This window comes from Micromonospora sp. CNZ299 (assembly GCF_002754415.1).
The window spans coordinates 1,643,060-1,666,348 of sequence record NZ_PEFG01000001.1 but is presented as its reverse complement, the minus strand read 5'-3'; the positions used below and the strand labels follow the sequence as shown (position 1 = coordinate 1,666,348).

General features: G+C 71.5%; 19 protein-coding genes. 5 read left to right on the top strand and 14 right to left on the bottom strand.

Annotation, left to right across the window (positions count from 1 at the left end; translation table 11 throughout):
- Positions 1–5: 5 nt before the first annotated feature.
- The gene (hemL, locus tag CLT68_RS07960; protein WP_099849833.1) at positions 6–1,343 is read right to left on the bottom strand and encodes a glutamate-1-semialdehyde 2,1-aminomutase; all 1,338 of its coding nucleotides are present in this window, start codon (positions 1,341–1,343) and stop codon (positions 6–8) included.
- A 178-nt stretch (positions 1,344–1,521) separates the two neighbouring features.
- On the opposite strand from hemL, the gene CLT68_RS07955 reads away from it, so the two are divergent.
- Positions 1,522–1,857 carry an STAS domain-containing protein gene (locus CLT68_RS07955; protein WP_099849831.1) on the top strand — a complete coding sequence of 112 codons (336 nt, stop codon included), beginning with the start codon at positions 1,522–1,524 and terminating at the stop codon, positions 1,855–1,857.
- A 14-nt stretch (positions 1,858–1,871) separates the two neighbouring features.
- Here CLT68_RS07955 and CLT68_RS07950 read toward each other — a convergent pair whose 3' ends face one another.
- Together CLT68_RS07950 and CLT68_RS07945 are read right to left on the bottom strand one after the other, a co-directional pair.
- The gene (locus tag CLT68_RS07950; RefSeq protein ID WP_099849829.1) at positions 1,872–2,426 is read right to left on the bottom strand and encodes a response regulator; all 555 of its coding nucleotides are present in this window, start codon (positions 2,424–2,426) and stop codon (positions 1,872–1,874) included.
- On the bottom strand, positions 2,423–6,790 hold the full coding sequence (locus CLT68_RS07945) for a HAMP domain-containing protein (RefSeq protein ID WP_099856902.1): 4,368 nt from the start codon (positions 6,788–6,790) through the stop codon (positions 2,423–2,425). The genes CLT68_RS07950 and CLT68_RS07945 overlap by 4 nt, the downstream gene beginning before the upstream one ends.
- Positions 6,791–7,130: 340 nt before the next feature.
- Here CLT68_RS07945 and CLT68_RS07940 point away from each other — a divergent pair, with 340 nt between their 5' ends.
- Positions 7,131–9,206, top strand: coding sequence for a SpoIIE family protein phosphatase (locus CLT68_RS07940; protein WP_099849827.1), 2,076 nt, complete (start codon positions 7,131–7,133; stop codon positions 9,204–9,206).
- A gap of 18 nt (positions 9,207–9,224) precedes the next feature.
- On the opposite strand, the gene CLT68_RS07935 is transcribed toward CLT68_RS07940, so the two are convergent.
- Positions 9,225–10,583 (bottom strand): FAD-binding oxidoreductase, encoded by a 1,359-nt coding sequence (locus tag CLT68_RS07935; RefSeq protein ID WP_099849824.1) that lies wholly within the window; start codon positions 10,581–10,583, stop codon positions 9,225–9,227.
- A gap of 96 nt (positions 10,584–10,679) precedes the next feature.
- Between CLT68_RS07935 and CLT68_RS07930 the strand changes: the two genes are divergently transcribed.
- Positions 10,680–12,776, top strand: a complete 2,097-nt coding sequence (locus CLT68_RS07930) for a S9 family peptidase (RefSeq protein ID WP_099856900.1) — start codon at positions 10,680–10,682, stop codon at positions 12,774–12,776.
- Between the two features lie 152 nt (positions 12,777–12,928).
- Positions 12,929–13,114: a hypothetical protein gene (locus tag CLT68_RS07925; protein ID WP_088951065.1), complete on the top strand. Its 186-nt coding sequence runs from the start codon at positions 12,929–12,931 to the stop codon at positions 13,112–13,114.
- A gap of 21 nt (positions 13,115–13,135) precedes the next feature.
- Here the strand turns inward: CLT68_RS07925 and CLT68_RS07920 are convergent, their stop codons facing one another.
- The 4 genes from CLT68_RS07920 to CLT68_RS07905 all read right to left on the bottom strand — a co-directional run bounded on the left by CLT68_RS07920 (position 13,136) and on the right by CLT68_RS07905 (position 16,794).
- Positions 13,136–14,659: an FtsX-like permease family protein gene (locus CLT68_RS07920; protein ID WP_099849822.1), complete on the bottom strand. Its 1,524-nt coding sequence runs from the start codon at positions 14,657–14,659 to the stop codon at positions 13,136–13,138.
- Positions 14,656–15,357 carry an ABC transporter ATP-binding protein gene (locus CLT68_RS07915; RefSeq protein ID WP_088951063.1) on the bottom strand — a complete coding sequence of 234 codons (702 nt, stop codon included), beginning with the start codon at positions 15,355–15,357 and terminating at the stop codon, positions 14,656–14,658. Before CLT68_RS07915 ends, CLT68_RS07920 begins: the two co-directional genes overlap by 4 nt.
- Positions 15,354–15,890, bottom strand: coding sequence for a PadR family transcriptional regulator (locus CLT68_RS07910; protein ID WP_099849820.1), 537 nt, complete (start codon positions 15,888–15,890; stop codon positions 15,354–15,356). The genes CLT68_RS07915 and CLT68_RS07910 overlap by 4 nt, the downstream gene beginning before the upstream one ends.
- Positions 15,891–16,203: 313 nt before the next feature.
- On the bottom strand, positions 16,204–16,794 hold the full coding sequence (locus CLT68_RS07905; protein ID WP_099849818.1) for a TIGR03086 family metal-binding protein: 591 nt from the start codon (positions 16,792–16,794) through the stop codon (positions 16,204–16,206).
- Positions 16,795–16,825: 31 nt separating this feature from the next.
- Between CLT68_RS07905 and CLT68_RS07900 the strand changes: the two genes are divergently transcribed.
- Positions 16,826–17,623, top strand: coding sequence for a DUF6597 domain-containing transcriptional factor (locus CLT68_RS07900; protein ID WP_099849816.1), 798 nt, complete (start codon positions 16,826–16,828; stop codon positions 17,621–17,623).
- A gap of 12 nt (positions 17,624–17,635) precedes the next feature.
- Here CLT68_RS07900 and CLT68_RS07895 read toward each other — a convergent pair whose 3' ends face one another.
- From CLT68_RS07895 to CLT68_RS07870, 6 genes are read right to left on the bottom strand one after another with little or no spacing between them, the layout of a single operon-like run.
- The gene (locus tag CLT68_RS07895) at positions 17,636–19,174 is read right to left on the bottom strand and encodes a SpoIIE family protein phosphatase (RefSeq protein WP_099849814.1); all 1,539 of its coding nucleotides are present in this window, start codon (positions 19,172–19,174) and stop codon (positions 17,636–17,638) included.
- A 4-nt stretch (positions 19,175–19,178) separates the two neighbouring features.
- Positions 19,179–20,540 carry an ATP-binding protein gene (locus CLT68_RS07890; RefSeq protein ID WP_099849812.1) on the bottom strand — a complete coding sequence of 454 codons (1,362 nt, stop codon included), beginning with the start codon at positions 20,538–20,540 and terminating at the stop codon, positions 19,179–19,181.
- Positions 20,537–21,559 carry a SpoIIE family protein phosphatase gene (locus CLT68_RS07885; protein WP_486482105.1) on the bottom strand — a complete coding sequence of 341 codons (1,023 nt, stop codon included), beginning with the start codon at positions 21,557–21,559 and terminating at the stop codon, positions 20,537–20,539. The genes CLT68_RS07890 and CLT68_RS07885 overlap by 4 nt, the downstream gene beginning before the upstream one ends.
- Positions 21,547–21,966, bottom strand: coding sequence for an anti-sigma regulatory factor (locus tag CLT68_RS07880; protein ID WP_099849810.1), 420 nt, complete (start codon positions 21,964–21,966; stop codon positions 21,547–21,549). Before CLT68_RS07880 ends, CLT68_RS07885 begins: the two co-directional genes overlap by 13 nt.
- On the bottom strand, positions 21,963–22,373 hold the full coding sequence (locus tag CLT68_RS07875; RefSeq protein ID WP_099849808.1) for an STAS domain-containing protein: 411 nt from the start codon (positions 22,371–22,373) through the stop codon (positions 21,963–21,965). Before CLT68_RS07875 ends, CLT68_RS07880 begins: the two co-directional genes overlap by 4 nt.
- Entirely contained in the window at positions 22,373–23,233 is an 861-nt protein-coding gene (locus CLT68_RS07870; protein ID WP_099849806.1) for an STAS domain-containing protein, read from the bottom strand. The genes CLT68_RS07875 and CLT68_RS07870 overlap by 1 nt, the downstream gene beginning before the upstream one ends.
- Positions 23,234–23,289 lie beyond the last annotated feature (56 nt).

The following is a 23,289-nucleotide window of genomic DNA, read 5'->3' as shown; positions in this document are numbered from 1 at the left end:
GCTCACTACCCCCCGTGGCCAGCCGCTGCCGCCGCGTTCGCCGCCGTCGGCAGCGCGTCCGCGATGTGCTCCAGAGCGACGTCGTCGATCGCCGCCGACACGAACCATGACTCGAACGCGCTCGGCGGCAGGTAGACGCCGGCGGCGAGCATCGCGTGGAAGAACGCCTTGAACGCCGGCACCTGCTGGGTGCGGGCGCTGTCGTAGTCGATCACGTCGGCGTCCGTGAAGAAGATCGAGAACATGCTGCCCGCGTACGACAGTCGGTGTGGGACCCCGGCGGCGCCCAGCGCGTCGGACGCCAGCTTGCCCACGACGGCGGCCGTGTCGTCGAGCTTGCGGTAGAGCGACTCGTCGGCGAGTCGCAGCGTGGCCAGGCCGGCGGCGCAGGCCAGCGGGTTACCGGAGAGCGTGCCGGCCTGGTAGACCGGGCCGGCCGGGGCGAGTCGCGCCATGATGTCCGCACGCCCGCCGAAGGCGGCGGCGGGCAGGCCGCCACCCATGACCTTGCCGTACGTCCACAGGTCGGCGTCGGAGGCGTCGAGGCCGTGCCACCCGGCGCGGGACACCCGGAACCCGGTCATCACCTCGTCCACCACGAGCAGGGCGCCGTGCGCGTGCGCGATCCGGGCGAGCTGCTGGTTGAAGCCGTCGCGGGGGGCGACCACACCCATGTTGCCGGCTGCCGCCTCGGTGATCACCGCTGCGATGTGCGGGCCCTCGGCGGCGAACGCCTCCTCGACGGCCCGGATGTCGTTGTAGGGCAGCACGATGGTCTCGCTGGCCGCCGCACCGGTCACGCCGGGTGAGTCGGGCAGGCCCAGGGTGGCCACGCCGGATCCGGCGGCGGCGAGCAGGGCGTCGACATGCCCGTGGTAGCAACCAGCGAACTTGATGATTTTGGAGCGACCGGTGAAGCCACGAGCCAGCCGGATCGCCGACATGGTGGCCTCGGTGCCCGAGTTGACCAGGCGAACCTGCTCCATCGGGGTGCGGTCGACCAGCTCGGCGGCCAGCTCCACCTCACCCGGGGTGGGAGTGCCGAAGCTGGTGCCCCGGGCAGCGGCAGCCTGCACGGCCTCCACCACCTCCGGGTGGGCGTGCCCGAGGATCAGCGGACCCCAGGAGCAGACCAGGTCGACGTAGCGGCGGCCGTCGGCGTCGTACAGCCACGGGCCCTCGCCACGGACCATGAAACGCGGCGTGCCGCCGACCGCCTGGAAGGCGCGCACGGGGGAGTTCACCCCGCCCGGCACGATGGCGCGGGCGCGGTCGAACAGGGCCTCGGAGGCCGGCGCCTCGGCCGGGTAGCGGCCTGATCCGGCTGGAAATATGTCGGTCACGATGCCGCCATTGTGTCAGCGGCGAACGGCCCACCAGCAGCCACCCCGCGGTGGGGTTACCAGGCTCACCTGTAGCCGGCACCCGCCAGCAGCGTCGACATGCGGGAGGCTCGGCCTGGACGGCGACGGCTCGCGGCCTCAACAGGCCGGACCGGTTGGATCGCGCTAGGCTGACCGGGTGGATCGTGCCGAGCTGTCCATCACGCTACACCGGACGGGTGACGAAGCTGTGCTTCGCCTGGCCGGTGAGATCGACATGCTCACGGCCGCGCAGCTCTCGACAGTGGTCAACGAGGTGCTGGCCGACCCGCCGCCGAAGATCGTCCTCGACCTCGGCGGCGTCACCTTCTGCGACTCGCAGGGCCTGGGCACCCTGGTCGTGCTCAGCCGCAAGGCCAGCCACGCGCAGAGCCTGCTGATGCTGACCCACGTGGGTGACTTCCTCATCCGCGTCCTGGACATCACGGGCCTCCGCACCGCCCTGATGATCCGCAACGACCAGCCCACCGGCTGACCCGCCCTGCCGCGTCAGGCGGTGTTGCCCCAGCGGGCCTGCTCCAACATGCTCACCGCCCGGTCACGGGCCTCTCCGTCGTCGGACCGCAGCAGGGTGGTCGCCTCGTCGACCGCGTCGGTGAGCCTGCGCCACTGCGTGTCGCGCTCCCGGACCAGGTCGGACTGGGCGGCCAGCTGCCGGGTCTTCACCCACAGCTCGACGAAGACCGACACCTTGGCGCGCAGCACCCACGGGTCGAACGGCTTCGTCAGGTAGTCCACCGCGCCCACCTGGTAGCCCCGGAGAGCGAGCTGGGCGTCCCGGTCGGCGGCCGTCAGGAAGATGATCGGCACGTGCCTGGTCCGCTCGCGGCGCTTGATGTGGCTCGCCGTCTCGAAGCCGTCCATGTCCGGCATCTGCGCGTCCAGCAGGATCACCGCGAAGTCGTCCACCAACAGCTGCTTGAGGGCCGCCTCACCGCTCTCCACCGCCACGGACTGGACCGGCAGGCCCTGGAGGATCGCCTCCAGGGCCGTCAGATTCTGCCGCCGGTCGTCCACGAGCAGCGCCTTGGCCATCTGGGTCACGAAGTCTCCTCGGTCCGGCTGCCGTTGATCCAGGACGACATCAACTCGATCAGGTCGTCCAGGTCGACCGGCTTGGTGATGTAGTCGCTGCCCCCGGCAGCGAGCGCCGACTCCCGGTCACCCGGCATCGCCTTCGCGGTCAGGAACACCACCGGCAGGTCGGCGAAGCGGTGGTTGCGGCGGATCTGGCGGGTCGTCTCGTAACCGTCCTGGTCGGGCATCATGGCGTCCATCAGCACGATGTCCACCTCCGGATGCTCGGCCAGCAGACGGACACCGTCCGCTCCGTTGTCCGAGTACAGCACGGTCATCCCGTGCAGTTCCAACGCGCTGGTCAAGGCGAAGACGTTGCGGACGTCGTCATCCACGATCAGCACGGTGGCGCCGTCCAGTTGGCGGGTGGCCGGTGCCTCCGGCCGCTCCGACAACAGGTCCAGCGGCGGCATCAGCAGCGACGACGGCAGACCGGCGCGCTGCGGAGACGGAGCCTGGGGCGCGACCACCGCGTCCGGAGCCAGCACCTGCGGCACGAACAGGGTGAACGTCGAACCCTGACCGGGCGCGGACGACACGGTGATGGTGCCGCCGATCAGGCGGGCCAGGTCGCGACTGATCGACAGGCCCAGGCCGGTGCCGCCGTAGCGGCGGCTGGTCGTGCCGTCCGCCTGCTGGAACGCCTCGAAGATGATCGACAACTTGTCGTCGGAGATGCCGATCCCGGTGTCGATCACGGTGAACGCGATGACCTGCTGGGCGTTGGTCAGCGCCGGCACGTCGAAGACCGCGTTCTCCGCCGCCGGGGCGATCCGCAGCGTCACCGCACCGTTGTCGGTGAACTTCACCGCGTTGGAGAGCAGGTTGCGCAGGATCTGCTGCAACCGCTGCGCGTCGGTCACCAACGCCGGCGGCAGATCCTTGCTGACGCGTACCTGGAAGTCCAGGTTCTTCTCCTCGGCCTGCGGCGCGAACGCCTGCTCGACGTAGCCACGCAGCTCGGCGAAGCGGATCTCGGTCGGCTCGACGTCCATCCGGCCCGCCTCGATCTTGGACAGGTCGAGGATGTCGTCGATCAGGCGCAGCAGGTCCGAGCCGGACCCGTGGATGGTCCGGGCGAACTCGATCTGCTTCGGGCTGAGGTTCTGCTCCGAGTTCTCCGCCAGCAGGCGGGCCAACAGCAGCAACGAGTTGAGCGGCGTACGCAGCTCGTGGCTCATGTTCGCCAGGAACTCGGACTTGTAGGCCGAGGCGCGGGTCAACTGCTGCGCCTTCTCCTCCAGGCCCAGCCGGGCCAGCTCGATCTCCCGGTTCTTCGTCTCGATGTTGCCCTTCTGCTCGGAGAGCAGAGTGGCCTTCTCCTCCAGCTCGGCGTTGGTGCGCTGCAACTCCGCCGACTGTTCCTGCATCTCGTGCGCCAGCCGCTGCGACTGGGCCAGCAGCTCCTCCGTACGCCGGTTGGCCTGGATGGTGTTCACCGCGATGCCGATGGTGAGCACCAGCCGCTCCAGGAACGCGAGGTGCAGGTCGGAGAAGGCCGACACGCTGGCGAACTCGATCACGCCGAGCAGCTCGCCCTCGAAGAGCACGGGGAGCACCACCAGGTCGGACGGGGGCGTTTCGGCCAGACCCGAACGCAGGGTGAGCCGGCTGTCCGGGGAGGCGCTGACCCGGATCGTGCGGCGGGACAGCGCGGTCTGCCCGACCAGCCCCTCGCCCGGCCCGAAGGTGACGTCGTTGCCCCTCGCCACGTACCCGTACGAGGAGGTGAGCCGCAGTCGCATGCTGCCGTCGGTGTCGTCGGCCAGGAAGAAGGCACCAAGCTGGGCTTCGACCAGCGGGGTCACCTCCGTCATGATCATGCGGCAGACCTCGCCGAGGTCGCGCTGGCCCTGCAAGAGGCCGCCGATGCGGGCCAGGTTGGAGTCCAACCAGCCCTGCTCGGCGTTCTTCTTGGTCGTCTCCCGGAGGGTGACGATCATCTGGTTGATGTTGTCCTTCAGCTCGGCGACCTCGCCCTGCGCCTTGACGGCGATCCGCTGGGTCAGGTCGCCCCTGGTCACCGACGTGGACACCTGGGCGATGGCCCGCAACTGCGTGGTCAGCGTCGAGGCGAGCTGGTTGACGTTTTCGGTGAGGTCCCGCCAGGTGCCGGAAACACCCTTCACCTGCGCCTGACCGCCCAGCTTGCCCTCGATGCCGACCTCGCGGGCGACCCGGGTCACCTCGTCGGCGAACGACGACAGCTGGTCGACCATCGTGTTGACAGTCGACTTGAGTTCCAGGATCTCGCCCTGGGCGTCCACGGTGATCTTCTGCGACAGGTCGCCCTTTGCCACGGCGGTGGTCACCGAGGCGATGTTGCGGACCTGGCTGGTCAGGTTCGAGGCCATCGAGTTCACGTTGTCGGTCAGGTCCCGCCAGGTGCCACTGACACCCTTGACCTGCGCCTGACCGCCCAGCTTGCCCTCGGTGCCCACCTCACGGGCCACCCGGGTCACCTCGTCGGCGAACGACGACAACTGGTCCACCATCGTGTTGACAGTCGACTTCAGCTCCAAGATCTCGCCCCGCGCGTCCACCGTGATCTTCTGCGACAGGTCACCCTTCGCCACCGCCGTGGAGACCTGGGCGATGTTGCGGACCTGGGCGGTCAGGTTCGACGCCATCGAGTTCACGTTGTCGGTCAGGTCCCGCCAGGTGCCGGCGACGCCACGCACCTGGGCCTGGCCGCCGAGCTTGCCCTCGGTGCCCACCTCACGGGCCACCCGGGTCACCTCGTCGGCGAACGACGACAACTGGTCCACCATCGTGTTGACAGTCGACTTCAGCTCCAGGATCTCGCCCCGCGCGTCCACCGTGATCTTCTGCGACAGGTCACCCTTCGCCACGGCGGTGGTCACCGAGGCGATGTTGCGGACCTGGCTGGTCAGGTTCGACGCCATCGAGTTCACGTTGTCCGTGAGGTCGCGCCACGTACCACTGACGCCCTTCACCTGCGCCTGACCACCCAGGTTGCCCTCGGTGCCCACCTCACGGGCCACCCGGGTCACCTCGTCGGCGAACGACGACAACTGGTCGACCATCGTGTTGACCGTGTTCTTCAGCTCCAGAATCTCGCCCTGGGCGTCGACAGTGATCTTCTGCGACAGGTCGCCCTTCGCCACGGCGGTGGAGACCTGGGAGATGTTGCGGACCTGGCTGGTCAGGTTGCCGGCGAGCTGGTTGACGTTCTCGGTGAGGTCCCGCCAGGTGCCGGAGACGCCCCGCACCTGGGCCTGACCGCCCAACTTGCCCTCGATGCCCACCTCACGGGCCACCCGGGTCACCTCGTCGGCGAACGACGACAACTGGTCCACCATCGTGTTGACGGTGTCCTTCAGCTCCAGGATCTCGCCCTGCGCCGCCACCGTGATCTTCTGCGACAGGTCACCGCGCGCCACCGCCGTCGACACCTGGGCGATGTTGCGGACCTGGGCGGTCAGGTTCGACGCCATCGAGTTGACGCTGTCGGTCAGGTCCTTCCACGTGCCGGCCACGTTCGGCACCTCGGCCTGGCCGCCCAGCTTGCCCTCGGTGCCCACCTCGCGGGCCACCCGGGTCACCTGCTCGGCGAAGAGCCGCAGCGTGTCGGTGAGGTAGTTCATCGTGGCCGCCAACTCGGCGACCTCACCGCGCGCGCCCACCGTGATCTTCTGCGACAGGTCGCCCTTGGCCACCGCCGTCGCCACCTGCGAGATCGACCGCACCTGGCCGGTGAGGTTCGACGCCATGGTGTTCACCGAGTCGGTGAGGTCCTTCCAGGTGCCGGCGACGCCCCGAACGTCGGCCTGGCCCCCCAACTTGCCCTCGGTGCCGACCTCACGGGCCACCCGGGTCACCTCGTTCGAGAACGAGGACAACTGGTCGACCATCGTGTTCACGGTGCGCCCGATGCGCAGGTACTCACCGCGCAGCGGCCGGCCGTCGATCTCCAACGCCATGTGCTGGGACAGGTCGCCGTCCGCTACCGCCACGATGACCCGGGCGATCTCGGTGGTCGGTCGGCCCAGGTCGTCGATCAGCGAGTTGATCGCCCGCTGCCCCTCGGCCCAGGAGCCGTCCAGCCCCTCGTCGTCCAGCCGCTCGGTGAGCCGGCCGTCGCGACCGACGATCCGGCTGATCCGCCGCAGGTCCAGATGATGACGCTCCTGGAGCGAGACCACCTCGTTGAAGGCGTCCGCCACCTCACCCGCCTTGCCGGCGCGGCGGGGAAGCCGGACCTTCAGGTCGCCGCGACCGATCCGTCGCAGTGCCTCGGTCAACTCACCGAGGAGCGCCTCGTGGTCGGGCGCGGACGGATCCGCCACCGACTGCTTCGCCGTGGTCATCATTCCTCGCTCAACTCGGGGGCGCCGGTCCGTGCGGACACACCGGCACCCCATATTGTGCCCGCGGGAGCCGTAGTGCCAGGGTGCGCGACCCGCCAGGTGGCCGGGATCGCCATCCGGACCGGCTCGACGGAGGCCGATCCGGCACAGCCCGCCGCAGACCTCGCAGCGGTGCCGAACCCGCCCGACCGACGCATACCGGTGAAGGGTGCGCTGGCCGGAAGGGGCCCCTGCTCTACTGGAAGCGTTGATACGGTGCGTGCGCTTCCTCCGCCAGGGAGGGAGGCGCGACAAGGTGATCAGCTTGGCACCCGGCAGGGGGACGGTGGAGGATACGGGGGTGTCAGCCGAGGCGGGGCCCGCGACGGCCGGGGCCCGGGACGGGGCGGTCCGGCGTGTCCGCCTGCCCGCAGACCGTCGTACGCCGGCCGCCGCCCGCGCCGTGGTCCGCTCGGTGTTGACCGAGTCACACCTCGACGAGCTGGCCAACGAGGCCCTGCTGCTCACCACCGAGCTGACCACCAACGCCGTGGAGCACGCGCGCACCGAGTTGGACATCGAGGTCGTCGCCGACGAGATCGGGCTGACCGTCACCGTCTCCGACTTCGCGCCCGGCTCCGGTGACGAGCTGACCGTCGGTGCCCGCAACGACTCCACCGAGATCAACGAGGTCTCCGAGCGGGGCCGGGGCCTGCTGCTGGTCGACCACTTCGCCAGCCGCTGGGGCACGACGTACCTGCCCACCGGGAAGGGCGTCTGGTTCCGGCTGGACCGTCCCGGCACCGAGCCGCCGGCCGAGGGCACCGCGGCCGGCGGGTCGACCCCGGCCAGCGCCGGGCCTGCCACCAGCGCGGACGGGTCCACGCCGAGCGCCAGCGCGATGAGCGAACTCATGCAGACCGCCCCCGACCTGTACGCGGACGACCCGCTGCCCGACTTCGCCACCAACCTGCTCAGCCGCGTCGCCGAGATGGTGGGCGCGGCCGGGGGCTCGATCCGCCTCGACCGGGGCGACGGGCAGGGCCGTCAGGTGTTGGCCCGCTTCGGTCGGCCGCCCCGCCCCGGCAGCGACCTGCTCCGGGTGCCGTTGACGGTGCACCGCCCGTACGCCGGGGAGCTGGAGCTGGACGCGGCGCCGTCGGCGTACGCCCGGCCGTTGGCGGTGCTGACCGCCGAGCGGCTGTCGCTGCACCTGGAGAACGACCGGCTGCGCAGGACCGACATCCGCCGGCAGGTGTGGCTGACGTTCCTGGCCGAGGCCAGTGAGCTGCTCGCCCAGTCGCTGGATGTCGACCTGACCATGGCGCTGGTGCCGCAGTTGGTGGTGCCGCGGCTCGGCCAGTGGTGTGCGGTGCACACCACCGACGAGTGGGGCCGGCTGCGGCTGGCAGCGGCCAGCCACGCCGACGAGTCGATGCTTCCGCAACTGCACAAGGTGCTGGCGGAGACCGGGCCGGACTCGATCCAGGCTCGCCTGCGCGAGGCGTCCCGCAGCGCGGCGCAGATCCCCCTGGGCGGCCCGATGGAGGGTTTCGCGGTGCCGCTGATCGCCCGCGGGCAGCGGCTCGGCACCCTGGCCGTGGGGCGGCACCAGCGACACCGGCACGACCCGGACGAGGTCGCCGTGTTGGAGGACGTGGCCCGCCGGGCCGCGCTGGCGATCGAGAACGCCCGGATCCACGCCGAGCGCCGCCGCGTGGCGCAGACGCTTCAGCAGTCCCTGCTGCCACCGGTGCTGCCGCTGGTGGACGGGATCGGCTTCGCGGCCGAGTACGTCCCGACCGGCGACGACGCCGAGGTCGGCGGCGACTTCTACGACGTGGTGCCGCTGCCCGACGGGCGTTGGCTGGTGGTGATCGGCGACGTCTCGGGCAAGGGTGTCCAGGCCGCTGCGGTGACCGGACTGGTCCGGGACGTGATCCGGGTCCTCGTCGGCGACGGCAAACCGCTGCCGGAGGCATTGGCGCGGCTCAACGAGACGCTGGTCGAGCGGGGTGGCGGCCGGTACTGCACGTTGGCGCTGGCGGCGGTCGGCCCGGGCGAGGGCGACCAGCTGGACGTGTCGCTGCACCTGGCCGGACATGACCGGCCGGTGCTGCTGGCCGGCGCGGGCGGCGCGGGGTTCGTCGGCACCGGCGGCACCGCACTCGGCCTGCTCGACACGATCACCTCGCCGACCGCGAAGATCGCTCTCGCACCGGGCGACTCGCTGATCTTCTACACCGATGGCGTCACCGAGCGCCGGCGGGGCCGGGAGCTGTTCGGCACCGACCGCCTGCGGGACGCGGCCGCGCCCCTGGCCGGATATTCAGCCGACGTGGTGGCCGCCCGGCTGCGCTCCGCCGCGATCAACTTCTCGGTCGAGCCACCTCGGGACGACATCGCCATCCTGGTGCTCCGCAACGACGCGACCTGACCGCCGTCTGCGGCGTTGTCACAGACCGCCGGGGAGGCGGCCGGGGGCGAGGCGGTGTTCCGGATCGAGGTGCTCCTTGGCGGCCCGCAGTTGGGCCAGGCCGGCCAGCTCGCCCCACAGGTCGACGGACCTCCGGACAGCCGTCGGCGCGGAGACCACCACGCAACGACCCTGCCGGGCCAACAACACCCCTCGGACGGCGGCCAGGATGGACGCCACCCGATCGGGGGCCATTGCGCCGGGCAGTGCCGCGTGCACCACGCCCAGCCCGGCGGACCCACGCACCGGCACCGGTGCGCCGGCCGCGTCACGCAGCGCGTAGACGGCGGCGTGCAGGTCGCCGATCGGCACCTCCAGGCGCAGCGCCGTGTCGCCGGGCGCGAACGGGTAGCGACGCCACCACGTCGGCGCGGAGTGGGCGATCGTCGCCTCCCCGTGCAGCAGGCCGACCAGGCGCTCGGCGCGTTCGGTGACGTCGGCGGGGCCGCCCTCCAACAGCACCACCAGGCTGCCCGCCCGGGACGGCGCACCGGCCCGGCCGGACATCGACGGGTGGCGCTCCCGGGCGGTGGCCGCCGGGTGACCGGGCGGGTACGGGGTGCGCGGCCGTGGCGTGCCTCCGGGCAGGTCCAGCTCGATGGCCGACGGCTCCAGCCGGGCGGCGAGGATCGTCCGGACCAGGTCGTGGACCTCCAGCGGTGTCCACACCGGGCGGGACACCCAGAGTCGGCTGGCCGGCAACGGCTGCACCCGCAGGGTCGCCGAGACCAGCACACCGAGCGCGCCCTGGGAGCCACAGAGCAGCCGGGCCAGGTCGAGCCCGGGCGCCCCACCCCCGGCGCTCACCAGCTCACCGTCGGCGGCGAGGTAGCGGACACCGAGCAGTTGGTCGCACGGGCTGCCGTGACGGTGGCGCAGCGGGCCAGCCTCGCCCGCGGCGAGCACCCCACCGAGAGTCGCGCCGGGTGAAGGGGCATCCATCGCCAGTCGCTGCCCGGTGCGCTCCAGCGTGGCCTGCACCGCCCGCAGTGGGGTGCCGGCGCCCACCTCGGCCACCATCGCGCCGACCGGCTCGTGGCCGATGCCGGCCAGCCGGCCGGTGTCGAGCATGATGTCGACCTGCACCGGCGTGGCACCCCAGTCGATCTTCGTGCCGGCGCCTCTGGGCACGACCGCCAGGTCGTGCGCGGCAGCCAGCCGCAGCACCTCGGCAGCGGCGTGCGGGCCGCCCGGCACCGCCACCCACCGCGCCGGCCGCCCCGCCACCTCGTCGGCCGGCCCACCCGGCCGGGAGAACGGCGGGCCACAGATCGCCGCCAACCGCCGGGTGATTTCGAGGGCTCCGGACCGGCCGAGGGAACTCGCTGCTGCCGCCATGGCGCTCATCGTACATGTGTTCGAAAGCCGTGGTAGGGGCTATCGGGATGCCGCTGGTCCGGCGTACAGCGGGTGCCGGCCGGTAACGTGGCCGCCGTGACCACCGAGACTGCCCCGCCCGCGGCGAAGCGGGTGCCCAGCGAGCGCACCCACCACGGCGACACCGTCGTCGACGAGTACGCCTGGCTCGCCGCCAAGGACGACCCGGAGACGATCGCCTACCTGACCGCCGAGAACGCGTACACCGACACGCGTACGGCGCACCTGGCCGAGCTGCGCACGACGCTGTTCGAGGAGACCCGCCAGCGCACCAGGGAGACCGACCTGTCCGTGCCGACCCGCAAGGGCGGGCACTGGTACTACACCCGGACGGTCGAGGGCCAGCAGTACGGGGTGCACTGCCGCCGCGCGGTCCGCGACGGGGAGATCGAGCCGCCGGTCAGCGCGGACGGCGCCCCGCTCGACGGCGAGGAGGTGCTGCTCGACGGCAACCTCCTGGCCGAGGGGCACGACTTCTTCTCGCTGGGCGCGTTCGACGTCAGCCCGGACGGTCGCTGGCTGGCCTACTCCACCGACTTCTCCGGCGACGAGCGGTTCACCCTGCGCGTGAAGGACCTGACCACCGGCGAGTTGCTGCCCGACGAGGTGCCCGACACCTTCTACGGCACCGCCTGGTCAACCGACGCCTCGGTGCTGTTCTACGTGACAGTGGACGACGCCTGGCGGCCGAACCGGGTCTGGCGGCACACCGTCGGCTCGGCCGCTGCCGACGACGTGGTGGTCCACCAGGAAGACGACGAGCGGTTCTGGGTCGGCGTGGAGCTGACCCGGTCGGAGAAGTTCATCCTGATCGACATCCACAGCAAGGTGACCAGCGAGGTCCTGGTCATCCCCGCTGGCAACCCGACCGGCGCCCCGGCCGTGATCGCACCCCGCCGCCAGGGCGTCGAATACGCGGTGGAGCACCACGGCCACCGTTTCCTGATTCTGCACAACGACGGTGCGGAGGACTTCGCGCTCGCGTTCACCTCCGCGGACGCGCCGGGCGACTGGGTGCCGGTCATCGAGCACACCCCCGGCACCCGGCTGGAGGCCGTGGACGCCTTCGCCAACCACCTGGTCGTGTCGCTGCGCACCGACGGGCTCACCGGGCTGCGGGTGTTGCCGGTGGGCAGCGACGACTCGTACGACATCGACTTCCCCGAGCCGCTGTACAGCGTCGGTCTGGACGCCAACCCGGAATACCGCACCGGCCAGGTCCGCCTGCGGTACTCGTCGCTGGTCACCCCCGACTCGGTGTACGACTACGACCTGGTCACGCGGCAGATGGTGCTGCGCAAACAGAAGCCGGTGCTGCCCGGGCCGGACGGGCGGCCGTACGACCCGGCCGAGTACGAGCAGCACCGTGACTGGGCACTCGCCGACGACGGCACCCGGGTGCCGATCTCGCTGGTCTGCCGCGTGGGCACACCCCGGGACGGCTCGGCGCCCTGCGAGCTGTACGGCTACGGCTCGTACGAGGCCAGCATGGACCCGTGGTTCTCGGTGGCCCGACTGTCCCTGCTGGACCGGGGTGTGGTCTTCGCCGTGGCGCACACCCGGGGCGGCGGTGAGCTGGGCCGGCGCTGGTACGACCAGGGCAAGATGCTGGCCAAGAAGAACACCTTCACCGACTTCGTCGCCTGCGCCCGGCATCTGGTCAAGGCCGGCTGGACCGCCAGCGACCGGCTGGTCGCGCGGGGCGCCTCGGCCGGCGGCCTGCTGATGGGCGCGGTCGCCAACCTCGCGCCGGACGCCTTCACCGGGATCGTCGCGCAGGTGCCGTTCGTGGACGCGCTCACCTCGATCCTCGACCCGTCGCTGCCGCTGACCGTCACCGAGTGGGAGGAGTGGGGCAACCCACTGGAGGACCCCGAGGTGTACGCGTACATGAAGTCCTACACGCCGTATGAGAACGTGACCGCTGTGGACTACCCGGCGATCCTCGCGGTGACCAGCCTCAACGACACCCGGGTGCTCTACTCGGAGCCGGCGAAGTGGATCGCTCGGCTGCGGGCGGTCGCCCCAGGCGGCGACTACCTGCTCAAGACCGAGATGGGTGCCGGGCACGGCGGTCCGAGCGGTCGCTATGACGCGTGGCGCGAGGAGGCGTTCATCAACGCCTGGATCCTGGACCGGATCGGCCGCGCCTGACCCGTCGGGTTGGCATGATCGCGCTCGATGGTGGGAGTGGTCCCTCGGCGGCTCGGGGAGGCCGCCACTTCCACGATCGGGCGCGATCATGAGTGGCTCGCGTGGTCCGGCGTTCCCGGTCCGGGGCCGATGTCGGGGCCTAGACTTCCGGGGTGACCGGGACCACGGATGGTGACGGCGGGGCCGCCGAGGACGTGCGCCGGCCGAGCGTCGCGGCGGTGGCGCGGGATCGTCGGGTCTGGTTGATCCTCGCGGTGGTCGCCGGCCTCCTGGTCTGCTGCTGCTCGGCGGTGGTCGGCACGCTGGTGGCACTCTCCTCCGGGCTGCTCACCGCCTGACCGGGCTGCACGCGCGGTGGCTCAGGTCATGCGCAGCTCGTCCAGGGCCGTGCTGGCGCGCAGGAAGAGCAGGCCGACACCGACCGTCACCAGCACTGCCGCCAGAGCGCCGGCACCGAGCCAGGCCAGGTGCTCCAGGGGTACGGCAACGGCTCGCTGGATCTCGGGGGTGTACACGGTCCGGGTGTACTGCTCGCGGGTGGCCGGGTCGTCACACAGCGCCGCCGTGGCATCGCAGATCTCCGTCGACGAGACGCCCGTCGACACCTCCCGGAAGAGCCCCCGGCCGAGCAACGTGCCGACGGTGAGCGCGAGCAGGATCGCCGGCACCGCCGGGGCCAGCGCCTGCCAGGCCACCGAACGGCTCAGCGTCGCTCGGGGCACCCCGGTGGCGACCAACGCCGCGTAGGCGCGTCGGCGGGCGACGATCCCCTCGACCAGCGCGACGATCAGCCCACCCGTCGCGATCAGGACGGCCACCGCGACCGCGGCATCGACCAGATCCATGGTGGACAGATAGAAGGGGTCAGCGCCGGCGTCCACCCCGACGAGCCGGTTCTGCTCCCGGTCGAGCTGGTCCTCGGTGGCGAAGTAGGCGCGCTGGGCGGCCGCACCCCCGCCGAAGATCAGGGCGGCGAGCAGCGCCGCGAACGTGCGGCTGCCCGCCCACGGGTCCGCCATCAGCCGGCCCGCCGCGAGCAGCGCCGCGGGCCGGCGGGCGTGCCGACGCAACAACCGCCCACAGTGGTACGAGATCCAGCCGGTGCCGATCACCACCCCGATCATCGCCGCGAGCGCACCCACCGCGAACAGCAGCGGCACCAGCCAGCCGAGCAGCTCATCCCTGCCCTTGAGCTGGTCGGTGGCCGGACGGACCGCGAGGAACGAAGCCAGACCCAGCCCGATCAGGAGCCCGGCCCACGGGCCCGGACCGCGCTCGCGGGCGGCCTTGCGGCTCACCCCGAGCGGGCTCATGGTGACCGTACGCAGCATCAGGGCGGTGGCCAGTGCCGCGACGACCGGCAGGCCGAGCACCACCGCGGCCACCGCTGCGGACGACGGCAGCACATCGGTCGGCAGGGCCAGTCGACCTTGCGCGTCCGGTCGGTGCAGCACCTCGCGGCCGACCAGGTAGGCACCCAGCCCGACCAACGTGCCGAGCAGAGCGGCCATGCCGGTCTCCAGCACGGCCAACCGGATGACCTGGCCGGGGGTGGCGCCAGCGAGCCGGATCGCCGCCAGCCGGCGATCCCGTGCGGGCGCGCCGAGCCGCGCGCACTGGCCGGCCAGCGCCAGCACCGGAATCATCAGCATGAGCAGCGCGAACGCCGTCCCACCGCGCAACCCGGGCTCACGCAGCAACGCGTTCCGGTACTGCTCGGACTCCACCCAGGCGTCGCCTGCGGGCTTCTCGATGGCCAACACGGTCAGCGCCGCGAGCCCCGCCAGGGTCGCCAGCAGGGCGCTGAGCGCGGTGAGCACCACCCGGGCGGTGTCGGTGCGGCTGCCGGCGAGCGCGAGCCGGACCAGCGTCGCCGGTCTCACCGGGCGCCACCGGCCAGCGGCACGTCGAGCCCCAGGCCCGTGTGATCCACCAGGCCGTCGCGCAACACGATCTCCCGATCGGCGTACGCGGCGATCCGCGGCTCGTGGGTGATCAGCACGACGGCGGTGCGCTGCTCACGGGCGAGCCGGACCAGATGGGTCAGCACCTGCTCGCCCGCGAGCGTGTCCAGCGAACCGGTCGGCTCGTCGGCGAAGAGCACCCGCGGCTCGGTCACCAACGCCCGCGCGGTGGCGCACCGCTGCTGCTGACCACCGGACATCTCACCCGGTCGGAGGTCGGCCAGCTCCCCCACACCGAACCGGTCCAGCCAGGTGAGCGCCGCCGTCCGTGCCTCTCGCCGCCCCGTGCCGGCGAGGAGCAGGGGCAGTGCGACGTTCTCCGCCGCGGTCAACTCGGCGACCAGTTGGCCGAACTGGAACAGCACCCCGAACTCGGTGCGTCGCAACCGGGATCTGGCCGCCTCCGACCAGGTGTCGATGCGCTGCCCCCGCCAGGTGACCTCGCCGGCGTCCGGCCGGAGGATCCCGGCCAGACAGTGCAGCAGGGTCGACTTGCCGCAGCCGCTCGGGCCGGTGACGGCGACGATCTCACCCTCGGCCACGTCGAGTGTCACGCCGCGCAGCGCGGGTGTCGGGCCGTACGCCCGAACCACGCCGCGAGCCTGGAGTTGCGTCACGGATGCACCTCCCGGTGCCAGTCGGCGACCCGGCCCAGAGTGGCGTGCAGCCACCGCAGGTCCGCGTCGAGGTGGGCGATCGCGAAGTCGGCCGCGACCACGTCGCTGAGGGTGGCGGCCGGGTCGGCCTTGACCGCGGTCAGCTCGCGCAGCCGTGCGGTGTGCGCGGCGCGCTGGGCGATCAGGTACGACCGGGCCCGGTCGACGTCGGCGACCAGGAGCGCCACCACGACCTTGGCGAAGAGTGCGCTGGCCACGTACGGCATGGGTGGTTCCACTGTGGTCAGCCACTGGTCGAGCGCGGCCCGCCCCTGATCGGTCAGCGCGTACGCCGTGCGATCCGGCCCGGCCGCGCGGTCCTGCCCGGCGGTGACCACCAGGCCGTCACGTTCCAGTCGGCCAAGGGTGGCGTAGACCTGCCCGAAGGCCAGCGGTCGAGCCCTGGGCAGCCGCTCGTCGTGCGCACGCTTCAGCTCATAGCCGTGCCGGCTGCCAGTAGCCAACAACCCGAGCAGAACATGCGACGTGGACACGCCCGCAACTATTCACCGAGCGAATACCCAAGTCAACAACCCACCCCGCCCCCTCCCACCCGGCCCACCCCACCCCACCTCGTTGATCAAGAGGTTTGCGTCACCAGAGCCTCGAAATCTGACGCGAACCTCTTGATCACCGAGAGCGGAGGTGCGGGCACGCGGTGCGGTGCGCGGTGCGCGGTGCGGGGTGCGGGGTGCGGGGTGCGGGGTGCGGGGTGCGGGGTGCGGGGTGCGGGGTGCGGGGTGCGGGGTGGGGGGTGGGGTGGGGTGGGTGGGGTGGGTGGGGTGGGGTGGGTGGGCGGTTGGTTGGTTAGGGGGTTTGGGGCCAGGTGGGGGTGCGGCCGGTCTGGGTCAGGAGGTGGGCCAGGTCGGGCGTCGGGGCCAGGTCGGGGGTGGGAGTTGGGGTGGGCAGTGGGTCGGCGAACACGCCCATCTTGCGGGCGGTGGGGCCCAACTGCTCGACCAACCCGTGCAGCTCGGCGACTGCCTCCGGGGCCGGCTGGTAGGGCTGGCCGGTGGCGACGGCGAGGTCCCAGCCGTGCACGGTCAGGTCCAGCAGGGCCATGCCGCCGATGACGGTCTGCGGCATGCCCATGCCCGGTGACACACCCTCCAGGGTGGACGGGTCCGACCAGGCGGCGACGAGCCGACCCGTCTCCGCCTCGAACCGGTCCCGCCAGCCGTCGCCCAGGTGGTCGGGCTTCTCGGCCCACTCCACCGACCGCTTCACTGCCAACTCCTGAAAGTTGACCACCACCTCGAAGAGGTGGTTGAGCAGATCACGGACCACGTAGTCGCGGCACGGGGTGGGCAGATCGAACTGGTCATCGGCGATGCCACGCACCACGTCGACGGTTCGCGGCGCGGCAGCCGCCAGCAGGTCGCTAGTCTGAGTGGTCATAGGGCCAGCGTATGAGGGTGGTCTTGAATAAATGCGACAGCGACCGCGTGGCGACAGCCGGGGGATTCTCGACCCCGGACGGATGCTGCGCGAGGTGCGCTTCCGTCGGCACCTGCCGGCGGAGCCGCTACGCGGGTGGGTCGAGCACTACTGGTTGATCGACTGGGAGTTGAGCACACCGTTCGAGCAGCGGGTCGTGCCGCACCCGGCGGTGAACGTGGTGTTCCGGCGGGACGGCGACGGACCCGAGTCCGGCGAGGTGGCCGGGGTGGGCCGCGACCTGTTCCGGATCACGCTGACCGGCACCGGCCGGGTGGGCGGGGTGCAGTTCCGTCCCGGTGGCTTCCACGCGTTCTGGCGCCAGCCGATCAGCGAGCTGACCGGCCGCCGGGTGCCACTTCCCACGGGCCGGTTGGCACGCCCCGGCTTCCCGGTGTGCGCGGCATCCGACGACGAGCGTTGCCGCGCCCTCGACGCCCTGCTCACCGCGTGGGACCCAACGCCGGATCCGATGGCCGACGAGGCCATCCGGCTGGCCGAGGCGATCCGCACCGACCGGACGGTGCTGCGGGTCGACGACTTCGCGGCACGGCACGACCTTCCGGTCCGCCGGTTGCAGCGACTCTTCCTGGAGTACGTGGGGGTCGGGCCGAAGTGGGTGATCCGCCGCTACCGGCTCCAGGAGGCTGTCGAGCAGGCCGCCGGTGGCCCACTGAAATGGGCGGCCCTCGCCGCCGACCTCGGTTACAGCGACCAGGCCCACCTGGTTCGCGACTTCACCGCAGTGGCCGGGGTGTCACCCGCCGCGTACGCCCGCTCGGTGCACTGAGGCCGCACCGGCTCAGCGGCGGCGCAGGACGACCACGGCGACGTCGTCCTGGATCTCCGGTGGGGCCAACTCCACCAGCAGCCGGGCGCAGAAGCGGTCCAGGTCGTCGTCGACGGTGGCGCAGACCCCGGCGAGCGCTGCCAGCCCCTCGTCGATGGTGGCGTCCCGCCGCTCGATCAGCCCGTCGGTGTAGAACACCAGCGTGGCCCCGGCCGGCACCACGAACTCCAGGTCGTCCGGGCGAGGTGCGCGGACGCCGAGCAGCGGCGCGGAGTGCTGCACGAACTCGACCTTGCCGTCCATGCTGAGCACCGGCGGAAGATGCCCGGCGCTGGCCAGCCGGACCCGTCCGGTCGGTGGGTGCAGCAGCAGCACGCAGAGTGTGGCGATCTCGTTGGGCAGCAGGGTCCGCATCAGCTCGTTGACCCGGTGCAGGATCTCGCCGGGCTGGTGCCCCTCGACCGCGTACGCCCGCACCGCGTGCCGTAGCTCGGCCATCACAGTCGCCGCGTGCAACGAGTGGCCGGCCACGTCCCCGATCGCCAGCAGCAGGTGCCCGTCGAGCATCACCAGTTCGTAGAAGTCACCGCCCACCTCGGTCCGTGCGCTGGCCGGCTCGTAGCGCACCGCGAGGTCCAGGCCGGCGACGGTGGGCAGCCCGCGCGGGAGCAGGCTGCGTTGGAGGGTGACCGCGATCCGGTGCTCCTCGTCGAACGAGCGCTGCCCCTCCACGGCCGCCGCCACCGCCTGAGCGAGCTGCTTGAGCACCGGGGTCCGAGCGGTCTGGGTGGCGGTCGGGACCACCACGTACAGCGGGGCCCGGTCCTCGCGCAGCCGGGCAGCGGCGACTGTCACCGTGTCGTCCGTCGGCCACTCGACCAGCGCCCAGCTCTCCGGGGTCTGCACCCGCACCGTGGCGCCGGTCGGCACCCCGGTGTCGTCGACGACCCACGGCACCACCGTGGCCACCGCGCCGGGGCCGGTGCAGATCCCCGCGAGGCAGTCACCGTCGAAGGTCTCGGCAATCACCGCCGCCGGGCTCTTGAAGATCTGCGCGGCGCCCTCGGCGGCGGCCTCCAGCAGACGCGCGAAGGTGGGTGCGGCGTGCACCGCCACTGTCGTGTCGGCCAGCCCGAGCAGCCGCTCGGCGAGCAGCTCGGCGCGCTGCCGGGCCTGGTAGTAGCGCAGGACCGCCCGGGTGGTGGCGATCAGCTCTTCCGGCTCGATCGGCTCGGTCAGGTACGCGTCGGCACCCCGGGTCAGCCCCTGGGCACGGTCGGCCACGTCCACGGCGTGCGCCGACACGTGGATCACCGGCATCGCCGGATGCCGGATCTTGATCTGTTCGCAGACCTCGAACCCGCTCAGGTCCGGCAATCGGACGTCGAGGACGACCAGGTCGATCCGGTCCACCTCGACCCGAGCCAGCGCCTCGGCGCCGTTCTCCGCCTCCAGCACTGTGAACCCGGCCCTGGTCAGCCAGCTGACCAGCAGGTAACGCTTGGTACGACTGTCGTCGACGACCAGGATGGTTGCCGGCATGCCGTCCATGCTGTCACGCCCCGCCGGTGGGCAGGGAGACGGTGAATGTGCTGCCCCGGCCCGGCTCGCTGGTCAGCTCCAGCGACCCGCCGAGCAGTGTCACCAACCGCCGGGCGTACGGCAGGCCGAGGCCGGTGCCGCCGACCCGGGTGGCGCCCGGCACCTGGTAGAACTCCTCGAAGATCCGGTCGTGCAGCTCGGCAGCGATGCCGGGCCCGGTGTCGGTGACCTCGAAGGTCCACCGGTCGCCGTGCTGGCGGGCCCGCAGCCGCACCTCACCGCGCTGGGTGAACTTCAACCCGTTGTGCAGCAGGTTGCGCAGGACCTGGCCGAGCAGCACCTCGTCGGTGCGCAGCAGAGTGGGCGCGGTCGGCTCCTCCACCACCAGCGCGACCTCCGGACGGGTGGCCAGCGCGCGCATCGTGCCGCGCAGTTGACCGAGAACCGACCGCAGGTCGACGTCCGTCAGGTCCGGTTCGATCCGGCCGGACTCCGCCTTGGCCAGATCCAGCAACTCGTTGACCAGATTGAGCAGATCCGCCGCCGACGAGCGGATCAGGTCGATCTGGCGGCCCTGCTCGTCGGTGAGCGGGTCGGAGGCGGAGTCGGTGAGCAGCCGCCCCAACCCGATGATCGCGGTGACCGGGGCGCGCAGCTCGTGGCTCACGTTGGCGAGGAACCGGCTCTTCGACTCGCTCGCCGCACGGAGCTGGGCCGACTTCTCGTCCAGTTCGGCGTAGAGGGCGACGACACCGCGGTTGGTCTCCTCCAACTCCTCGGTGAGCTGGTTGTAGAGCGCCAGCACGCCCCGGTTGGTCTCGGCAAGCTCCTCGTTGAGGACGGCCAGCTCGTCGCGCTGGCTGCGCACCTCGTCGAGGGCGGCGATGAGCTGCCCGTTCTGCACTGTCAACTCGTCCAGCGCGCTGGCCGGCGCGGTACGACCGAGTTCGGCGCGGAACTCGGCGAGCCGCTCCGGGGTCGGCGTCGGCGCGCTGGCCGGAACTCGTCGGGACATCCTGACGACCGTAACCCCACCGACGGTCGACACGCTCAACGTGTCGACCAGTCGGGACACCGCGCCGGACTGCGGCTGGTAGCGGCCGTCCGGGAGCGGAGCCACCGGAGCCAGGTCGGCGCGCAGGTGGAACCGGCCGTCGATGCCCGCGTCGATGTGGAAGGAGATGTCCGCACCGCCGGTCGTCCGCAACAGGTCCCGGGCGACCTCGCTGAGCGCGGTGGCGATCCGAACCTGGTCCTGGTGTTCCAGACCGACCACCGCGGCCACCTCGCGGCCCCGCTGGCGGATCACGAAGATGTCCTGCTCGACCCGCAGCGCCATCTGCAACAGCGGCAGCGCAGCCGGCTCGCCGGTCATGTCCAGGACCTCGCGACCAGTACGCAGGCGTCGTCACGTCGCACACCCGCGTCGCGCAGGAGGGCCGCCGCCATGACCAGCGGGGATCGCTCCGCCAGGCCCGGGTAGTCGGCCAACCGCCAACGGTCGACCACCCCGTCGCTGTGCATCACCAGCCGGGCGCCCGGAGCGAGTGGGTAGTCGTACTCCCGGATCGTGGGCCGCTGGTGACCGGCGATGCCGGGCAGCGACACCAGCCCTCGCCGGTGACCGTCGCCCTCGACGACCGCGCCGGCGATGTTGCCCAGGCCGGCGTAGTGCAGCACGCCGGCAGCCGGTGCCAGCTCGGCGACCGCGAGCGCCGCGCCACGGGTGTGCGACATGCTCCGGTGCAGGTGACCGACCACCACCGCCGGTGGGCCGGCCGGGGCGTCCCGGAACGCGGCCAGTGCCGCCTCGGTGGCGGCAGCGGCCAGCGGGCCGTGCCCCAACCCGTCGCTGACCAGCACCTGGTGCCGTCCGTCGGCGATCCGGACGGCGTACCCGTCGCCGCTGACCGTCTCACCGGTCAGCGGTCGGGTGAGGGCGCCGGCCCAGGACGGCCGGGCCGGCTCCGCCGGCCAGACCTGCACGGCGAGGACGGTGCCCTTGCCGGGCAGCGAATATCCGTCGAACCAGCTGGCCTGCCGCACGATGGCACCCAGGCCGATGCCGAGGGTGCCGGTGGTGGAGTGCCCGTCCTGGGACGAGACGGTCAGGTCGGCCATGCCGGGCCCGGAGTCGATGGCGATCAGTTCCACGCCGGCCTGCCCGGCACGGCGCACCGGCCGGAGCAGCAGGACACCCTCGTCGGCGTGCTTGACCAGGTTGCTGGTCAGCTCGGCGGCGACGATGGCCAGGTCGGCGATGCGCGCCGCCCCCATTTCGACCTGCGCACCGAGGCGCTCGGCGGCGCGCCGGACGGCGCTCGCCGCGCTGCTGGCCTCCACCCGGAACCAGATGCCACTGTCGGTAACCGCCTCGGCGTTCACCGGGACCACTTGGTGACCGTGATCCGCGTGCCGGTTTCCGGAGAGGTCTCGATCTCGAACTCGTCGACCAGCCGGCGGGACCCGCTCAGCCCGAGGCCGAGCCCTCCGCCGCTGGTGTAGCCGTCGGTCATGGCCAGATTCAGGTCGGCGATGCCGGGCCCGGAGTCGGCGAAGACGATCCGGACGCCCTTGCGTCGGCCGTTGTCCACGGTCGTCACCTCGACCGAGCCGCCACCGCCGTACACCAGGGTGTTGCGGGCCAACTCGCTCGCCGCGGTGACCACCTTGGTCTGGTCGACGAGGGACAGCTTGACGGCCACCGCAACGGCGCGAACCAACTGCCGGACGCGCACCACGTCCTCATCGCTCTGGATCACCTGCGCCTGCGGGTGGCCCAGGTCGATGTCCGCGGTCACGTCGTAGCCGTCTCGGCGTCCGGATCGTCGTCGAGCTGGTCATCGAGCTCGTCGGAGTGGGCGGCCGCGATCAGTTCCATGCCGCGCTCGACGTTCAGCGCGGTACGGATGCCGTTCAGCGACAGCCCCAGTTCGACAAGGGTGATGGCGACGGCTGGGCGCATCCCGACCACCACCGTCTCCGCGTCGAGCACCTTGGAGATCGAGGCGATGGTGGAGAGCATGCGCCCGACGAAGGAGTCGACGATGTCCAGCGCGGTGATGTCGATGATGACGCCGTGGCAGCCGGTGTCCACGATCCGCTCGGCGAGATCCTCCTGGAGCTGGACGGCCGTCTGGTCGGACATGTCCAGTTGGATCGAGACGAGCAGGATGTCGCCGATCTTGAGGATCGGAACGCGCTCCATCAGACGCCCCGACGCGGCTGGCGACGGGCGGTTTCCACCCCGCTGAGCCGCAGCACGTGACGCAGCGCGTCGGCGAGGCTCGCCTTGGTGGCGATGTCGCCGAACTCGATGCCGAGCGCGACGATGGTCTGCGCGATCTGCGGGCGGATGCCGGAGATGATGCAGTCGGCACCCATCAGCCGGGCGGCCACAACGGTCTTCAGGATGTGCTGGGCGACCTGGGTGTCCACCGCCGGGACGCCGGTGATGTCGATGATCGCGTACGGGGAGCCGGTGTCGACCAGGGTCTGGAGCAGCCGCTCCATCACCACCTGGGCCCGGGCCGAGTCCAGGGTGCCGACCAGCGGGACGGCGACCACGCCTTCCCAGAGCTTGACCACCGGCGTGGAGAGCTCGAGCAGCTGCTCGGCCTGGTCGGCGATCAGGCTCTCCCGGGTGCGGACGAAGCTCTCGAAGGTGAACAGGCCCATCTCGTCGACCAGCTTGGAGAAGGCGACGAAGTCGTGCAGCGCGGTTGCCCCGCCGGCCTCCTGCACCAGCTCGGCCAGCACGTCCTTGAGCGCGAAGATGCTGATCGTGGTCTCGGTGGCCGAGAAGCCCTGACGGGCCCGACCACGGGACAGCTCGGAGAGCGCAGCCCGCAACTCGGCCGCGTTTTCGCTGGCCAGATCGATGTCACCCTGCCGACCGGTGGCGACGACAGCACGGTGCAGGTCCTCGACCTGACGGCGCAACTCGGCCTGGCTCAGCCGGCCTCGCAACGAACTGGTGACGATCTCGGTCCACCGAGTCGTGACCCGTTCGGACTGCCCGCTGAGCAGCGCGGCGAGCCGACCACTTTCTTCGGTGCTCAACGCCATTTCGAACCCCCTTGACCTGGACCGGGCGGACTCTATCACCGGGGCCTGATCAACTA

What these genes read in the sequence shown, in the direction of transcription:
- CLT68_RS07945 (WP_099856902.1), bottom strand. Translation starts at nt 6,790, where the DNA reads ATGACCACGGCGAAGCAGTCGGTGGCGGATCCGTCCGCGCCCGACCAC.
- CLT68_RS07935 (WP_099849824.1), bottom strand. Translation starts at nt 10,583, where the DNA reads ATGGCGGCAGCAGCGAGTTCCCTCGGCCGGTCCGGAGCCCTCGAAATC.
- CLT68_RS07905 (WP_099849818.1), bottom strand. Translation starts at nt 16,794, where the DNA reads ATGACCACTCAGACTAGCGACCTGCTGGCGGCTGCCGCGCCGCGAACC.
- CLT68_RS07900 (WP_099849816.1), top strand. Translation starts at nt 16,826, where the DNA reads ATGCGACAGCGACCGCGTGGCGACAGCCGGGGGATTCTCGACCCCGGA.
- CLT68_RS07895 (WP_099849814.1), bottom strand. Translation starts at nt 19,174, where the DNA reads ATGGACGGCATGCCGGCAACCATCCTGGTCGTCGACGACAGTCGTACC.
- CLT68_RS07890 (WP_099849812.1), bottom strand. Translation starts at nt 20,540, where the DNA reads ATGACCGGCGAGCCGGCTGCGCTGCCGCTGTTGCAGATGGCGCTGCGG.
- CLT68_RS07875 (WP_099849808.1), bottom strand. Translation starts at nt 22,373, where the DNA reads ATGGAGCGCGTTCCGATCCTCAAGATCGGCGACATCCTGCTCGTCTCG.
- CLT68_RS07870 (WP_099849806.1), bottom strand. Translation starts at nt 23,233, where the DNA reads ATGGCGTTGAGCACCGAAGAAAGTGGTCGGCTCGCCGCGCTGCTCAGC.